At 64.4% G+C, this 6,067-nt stretch carries 8 protein-coding genes; 4 read left to right on the top strand and 4 right to left on the bottom strand.

Features of this window, described 5'->3' with window-relative positions; translation table 11 throughout:
• The 4 genes from AC2VLV_RS08680 to AC2VLV_RS08665 form a co-directional block, all read left to right on the top strand.
• The coding region (locus tag AC2VLV_RS08680; protein ID WP_486989609.1) for a prepilin peptidase at positions 1-807 on the top strand (807 nt) is incomplete at its 5' end.
• 73 nt (positions 808-880) lie between these two features.
• Positions 881-1,501, top strand: coding sequence for a dephospho-CoA kinase (coaE, locus tag AC2VLV_RS08675; RefSeq protein ID WP_486989608.1), 621 nt, complete (start codon positions 881-883; stop codon positions 1,499-1,501).
• Positions 1,502-1,615: 114 nt separating this feature from the next.
• Positions 1,616-2,368: a cell division protein ZapD gene (gene zapD / locus AC2VLV_RS08670; RefSeq protein WP_486989607.1), complete on the top strand. Its 753-nt coding sequence runs from the start codon at positions 1,616-1,618 to the stop codon at positions 2,366-2,368.
• Between the two features lie 28 nt (positions 2,369-2,396).
• Positions 2,397-2,642, top strand: a complete 246-nt coding sequence (locus AC2VLV_RS08665) for a DNA gyrase inhibitor YacG (protein WP_486989606.1) — start codon at positions 2,397-2,399, stop codon at positions 2,640-2,642.
• A 49-nt stretch (positions 2,643-2,691) separates the two neighbouring features.
• On the opposite strand, the gene AC2VLV_RS08660 is transcribed toward AC2VLV_RS08665, so the two are convergent.
• The 4 genes from AC2VLV_RS08660 to AC2VLV_RS08645 all read right to left on the bottom strand — a co-directional run.
• Complete coding sequence (locus AC2VLV_RS08660) at positions 2,692-3,105, bottom strand: NUDIX domain-containing protein (RefSeq protein ID WP_486989605.1); 414 nt, start codon at positions 3,103-3,105, stop codon at positions 2,692-2,694.
• Positions 3,102-3,983, bottom strand: coding sequence for an ATP-binding protein (locus AC2VLV_RS08655; RefSeq protein WP_486989604.1), 882 nt, complete (start codon positions 3,981-3,983; stop codon positions 3,102-3,104). The genes AC2VLV_RS08660 and AC2VLV_RS08655 overlap by 4 nt, the downstream gene beginning before the upstream one ends.
• A gap of 89 nt (positions 3,984-4,072) precedes the next feature.
• Positions 4,073-5,308 (bottom strand): bifunctional glutamate N-acetyltransferase/amino-acid acetyltransferase ArgJ, encoded by a 1,236-nt coding sequence (gene argJ, locus AC2VLV_RS08650; protein WP_486989603.1) that lies wholly within the window; start codon positions 5,306-5,308, stop codon positions 4,073-4,075.
• 67 nt (positions 5,309-5,375) lie between these two features.
• Positions 5,376-6,067, bottom strand: a 692-nt coding sequence (locus AC2VLV_RS08645) for an SEC-C metal-binding domain-containing protein (protein ID WP_486989602.1), incomplete at its 5' end; no start/stop codon positions are given.

Below are 6,067 nucleotides of genomic sequence, written 5' to 3'. Positions count from 1 at the left end.
GCGGTGGGCAGCTTTCTGAATGTGGTCATTTACCGTCTGCCGGTGATGATGGAGCGGCAGTGGCAGGCGGACGCCCACGCCACGCTTCATCCGGACGTTCAAACCCAGCCGGCCGAACGATTCGATCTCATCGCGCCGCGTTCGCGCTGTCCGTCCTGCGGTCATCAGATCCAGTGGTGGGAGAACATTCCGGTACTCAGCTATCTGTTCCTCCGCGGGCGCTGCTCAAGTTGTCACACGACGATTTCGCCGCGCTATCCGCTGGTCGAACTGATCACGGCGCTGCTGACCGCGGCGGTGGTCGTGCGCTGGGGCGCGAGCGGGGACAGCCTGGCCTACATCGTCCTGCTTTGGGCGCTCATCACCCTGGCCTTGATCGATTTCGACACCACGCTGCTGCCCGACAGCATCACCCTGCCTCTGTTGTGGCTCGGCTTGCTGTGGCACGCCTGGCTGCACCCGGAGCTGCTTTCCAGCGCGGTGTGGGGTGCGGTTATCGGCTACCTCGCGCTCTGGACGGTCTACCAAGGCTTCAAGCTGTTGACCGGCAAGGAGGGCATGGGGTTTGGCGACTTCAAGCTGCTGGCTGCTCTCGGCGCCTGGTTTGGCGTCGCCGCGCTGCTGCCCATCATTCTGCTGTCCAGCATCTGCGGCGCGGTGATCGGCATCACCTTGCAGTTGCTCAAACTGACGGAGCGCGGACGCCCGATTCCTTTCGGGCCGTTTCTTGCCGCCGCCGGCATTTTGTTGCTGCTGATCGGGCCGAACACCCTGGTGGCACTGCTGCTCCCCAGCTCCGGGGCATGAGCGCTCCGCACGGCCGCTCCGAAGGAGCGCTCAACTCCCTGGGGGAGTCGAGCGTAGCGAGGAGGGTAGTACAGTGAACCGGGCACCCCGCCTGCGCATTGGCCTGACGGGCGGCATCGGCTCGGGGAAGTCGGCAGCGGCCGATCGGTTTGCCGCGCTCGGGGCCGCCATAGTCGATGCCGACGTACTGGCCCACCAGCTCACCGCCACCGGGGGCGCTGCCATGCCAGCGCTTATCGAGGCCTTCGGCGAGAAAATCTGTGATGCCAGCGGCGCGCTCGACCGCGCCGCCATGCGCCAACGGGTGTTTGGCGACCCACAAGCTCGCGCGCAGCTCGAATCCATCCTGCATCCTCGCATCGGCGCGGCCATGCGCAAGGCTTCCTTCAAACGGGAAGGCGCTTACCTCGTTTTCGTCGTGCCCCTGCTGGTCGAAAATCTGGCGCGCTGGCGGCCGCAGATCGACCGTCTGTGTGTGGTCGATTGTCCCGCCGAGATGCAGATCGCGCGGGTGCAAGCGCGCTCGGGTCTGGATGTTGCCACGATCAACGCCATTCTTGCGGCACAGGCCACGCGCGCGCAGCGTCTGGCAGTGGCCGATGAGGTGATCGACAACAGCGGCGATCTGCAGAGCCTGACCGGTCAGGTCGACTTGCTGCATGCGCAGTATTTGCGACTTGTGCACAAAAATTGAGTTCGGTCGCGGCTTGCAGGACAATGCGGGCAGCCGCCACATCTCCCGCTGACGACAAAACCAATATCAACCGCGCAGGGCCTGAGCCCTTGCGGCACCCAACTGGATCGGTCCGTGATTCTGTACGAATACCCCCTGCACGAACGCGTGCGCACCCTGCTCAGGCTGGAACATCTGTTCCGCCGGGTCGATGTGCTGCAGCAAAGCGCCCTGCCGGAGCATCACCATTTCGCGCTGATCACCCTGTTCGAGATCATGGACGTCGCAAGCCGCCAGGATCTCAAGTCTGAAATCCTCAAAGAACTCGAACGCCAGCGGCAGACCTTCATCGGCTATCGCGGCAACCCTGCGGTAGCCGAATCAGTGCTTGATACCGTACTCGGCGAACTCGATCAGGCCTACCAGGCGCTCGGTCAGCAGCAGGGCCGCGCGGGCCAGGGCCTGCAGGACAACGAATGGCTCATGGCGATCCGCAGCCGGGCGGGCATTCCCGGCGGCACCTGCGAGTTTGACCTGCCCGCCTATTACGCCTGGCAGCATTTGCCGCAGCAACAGCGCCAGAGCAATCTGGCGCAATGGCTGCAAGCCTTCGCTCCGCTGGCCATCAGCATCGAACTGCTGCTGCGTCTGCTGCGCGACGCCGGTAGTACGCGCAAGATCCAGGCCGTCAACGGCGCCTACCAGCAACAACTCGCGGGCAAGACGTATCAACTGCTGCGACTTCGCATCGACGGCGCTCTGGGCCTGATCCCGGAAATCACCGGCCACCGGCTCATGGTGTCGGTGCGCTTCATGCAACCCGACGCCGATTGGCGCATAACACCCAGTACGGATGAAGTGCCTTTCGACATGACCCTTTGTCCTTGACCGTCCTTGATTGTCCTTGAAACTTGCCATGGACTCAGACTCTTCTCCCACCTCACGGCCCAAAGTGCGATGCCCGCAATGCGGCACACTCACCGTTTACAGCCTGAGCAATCCCTGGCGCCCGTTTTGCAGCGAGCGCTGCAAGTCGATTGATTTCGGCGCCTGGGCCAGCGAGAGCTATCGCGTGCAGGCCAAGCCCGACGCCGCTGATATAGACGCGCTGGAACAAGAACTCGAACGCAGCAACCCGCAGAACCGGGGCCAGCCCCACTGAGCGCGCTACTGAGCGCCCAACGGGGCACACACTGAGCCGTGCGCCGCGCTCAGCCCCGCTCCTGCTCCAGCCACTCCAACACCGGCAAGGCGCCGGGCAGCACCGGGCTGAGCGTGACCGGCAGTGTCTGCCACGATAGTTGCTGGCCCTCGCGGCCCTGAGGTTCGCCGTCCCACGCGGTGATGCGGCAGAACTGCAGATCGACCAGGGCATGGGGATAGTCCACGCGCAGGCTGCGCCAGAACTGGGCCTCACGCACGCGCACCCCAAGTTCTTCTTCAAACTCCCGCACCAGCGCGTCCGGCAAAGACTCGCCGACTTCCAGCTTGCCTCCTGGAAACTCCCAGTAACCCGCATAGGGCTTGCCCTCGGGGCGCGAAGCCATGAGAAAGGCGCCGTCTGCGCGCACCATCAGCCCGACCGCCACCGCAACGGGCGTGCGCTGAGACGGGGGCGGATTCACTTCCCGCCGCGCCCTGCCCAATCGCGGGCGAACTGCCAGGCCACGCGGCCAGACCGGGAGCCGCGCTCCAGCGCCCAGACCAGCGACTCCTGCAAGGCTTTGTCCAACTGCTTGTCGGCCACGCCGAACGCGCGCAACCAATGCTCGGTGATGCGCAGATAGTCGTCTTGGCTGTAGGGATAGAAACTCACCCAGAGCCCGAAGCGCTCGGACAGAGAAATTTTTTCCTCCACCACCTCGCCGGGGTGGATCTCGCCATTCTCGAGATGCTTGTAGCTCAGGTTCTCCTGCAGATACTCGGGCATGAGATGCCGCCGGTTGGAGGTGGCGTAGATCAGCACGTTGTCCGCCGTGGCGCTGACCGAGCCGTCGAGCACCGACTTGAGCGCCTTGTAGCCCGGCTCGCCTTCCTCGAACGACAGATCGTCGCTGAACACGATGAAACGCTCGGGACGATCAGCGAGCAGGTCGGTGAGTTCGGGCAGATCGACCAGATCGGCCTTGTCCACCTCGATGAGACGCAACCCTTGGCGCGCGAACTTGTTGAGACTGGCCTTGACCAGGGAAGATTTTCCCGTGCCGCGCGAGCCGGTGATGAGCACGTTGTTGGCCGGTTTGCCCTGCACGAACTGGCGGGTATTGCGCTCGACCTTGCGGCGTTGATCTTCGATGCCGATCAGATCGTCGTAAGTGATGGGCGAGAGATTGTGCACTGGCGCCAGCTGCTTGCGCCCGCCCTTGCTGATCCAGCGGAAGGCGACCGACGCCGCCCAGTCGGGCTCGGACAATGGTGCGGGCAGCAGCGTTTCCAGCCGATCGAGCAGGCCGTTGGCGCGTTGAAACAGCGCGGCAAGCTGACCGCTCAGATCAATGGACATGGGTGCATCGGCAAGAGGAGCATCCACTTCAACGCGGGCTTGAGTGCGGGCCGTCTTGCGGCGGGTTCCGGGCAGGGTCGGCATGGGTTTCAGGAGCGGTAATCGGCATTGATGGATACGTAGTCGTGCGACAGATCGCAGGTCCACACCGTCGTCGCCGCCGCGCCTCGGCCCAGCACGATGCACACGGTGATCTCGGCCTGTTTCATCACGCGCTGGCCCTCTTCCTCGCGGTAAGCGGGATGGCGGCCGCCGCGCGTGGCGACATGCACGTCGTCGAGGTAGAGATCGACGCCCTCCACGTCGAGATCGGTCACCCCGGCGTAGCCCACTGCCGCCAGAATGCGGCCCAGATTCGGGTCGCTGGCGAAGAAAGCGGTTTTCACCAAAGGCGAATGCGCCACGGCATAAGCCACCCAGCGCGCCTCGTCGCGGTTGCGTGCGCCTTCAACCCGCACACTGATGAACTTGGTGGCGCCTTCGCCGTCGCGCACGATGGCCTGGGCGAGTTGCTGCGCCAGCGCAGTGAGCGCGGCCTGCAAGGCCTGCGCCTGCGGGCTGTCAGCACGGGTGATCGCAGGCAGCACCGTCTTGCCCGTGGCGACGACGACGAGGGAATCGTTGGTCGAGGTGTCGCCATCGATGGTGATGCTGTTGAACGATTCGTCCGCTGCGGCGCGGGTGAGCTGCTGCAGCACTTCGGGCGCGACCGCGCAATCCGTGGCGATGAAGCCGAGCATCGTCGCCATATTCGGGCGGATCATGCCCGCGCCTTTGCTGACGCCGCTCAGCGTCACGGTGACGCCATCGATCACCACCTGCGTGCTGGCTGCCTTGGGCAAGGTGTCGGTGGTCATGATGGCGGCAGCGGCATCGAGCCAGCCTTCACTGCGCGCTGCGGCAATTGCGGCGGGCAAGCCGCCGAGCAGGCGCTGCATGGGCAGCGGCTCCAGAATCACGCCGGTGGAAAACGGCAGCACCTGCTCGGGCTGCACGTCGAGCAGGCCAGCCAGTTCCACGCAGGTCTGCCGCGCGTCGGCCAGACCCAGAGCACCGGTTCCGGCATTGGCGCAGCCGGTGTTGATGACCAGAGCGCGCACGTCCTGCCCACCCGTGATTCGCAGATGCTCGCGGCACACCTGCACCGGCGCGGCGCAAAACCGGTTCTGCGTGAACACCCCCGCCACGCTGGCGCCGGGTGCGATCTGAATCACGGTGACATCCTTGCGCCCCGGCTTGCGGATCTGCGCCTCGGCAACGCCCAGCAAAACGCCTTCAACGGCGTGCAGGCGACTTGGTTCAGGGACTTGAAGATTCACCGCCATGACAAACTCTCCACCATGTGACGCCATTCAGAATGCCCCACGGAGCCTGCGGCCCCGCGACCAGACTTCAACTCAGCTTGCCGTGGCAATGCTTGTACTTCTTGCCGCTGCCGCAAGGGCAAGGATCGTTGCGGCCGACCTTGGGGTAAGGGTTCTCCGGCAGCGATGTCGCGGCGGCGCCACCTGCGACGGCCATGCCGGCCAGCGCCGCCTCGGTGCTGTCGAGCACGGAAATGCCCGAAGCCGCATCGGCATGCTGGAAGTTGATGTGGATGCGCTGCGCCTGCTGCTCCATGCTCTCGGCGGCTTGTTCGGCCTGCTCCGGGCTTTGCACCTGCACGGTCATCAACACGCGGGTGACTTCGGACTTCACCGAATCGAGCATCATGCCAAACAGCTCGAACGCCTCGCGCTTGTATTCCTGCTTGGGCTGCTTTTGCGCATAGCCGCGCAGGTGGATGCCCTGGCGAAGATGATCGAGTGACGACAGATGCTCGCGCCATTGCTGGTCGAGGGTCTGCAGCAGCACCACGCGCTCGAACTGGGCGAAGTTGTCGCGTCCGACCAGATCGACCTTGGCGGAGTAAACGGTATCGGCGGCTTCGAGCACGCGCTCGAGCACGTCCTCATCCGTCATGTTCTCGTCAGACTCCAGCCACTCTTTGAGCGGCAGCTCGATCTGCCATTCATCGCGCAGCACTTTTTCGAGGCCGGGAATGTCCCACTGCTCTTCCATGCTCTGCTCGGGCACATAGGCGC

Source organism: Thiomonas sp. TH-17, assembly GCF_057473305.1.
This window is presented reverse-complemented; position numbering and strand designations above follow the sequence as displayed.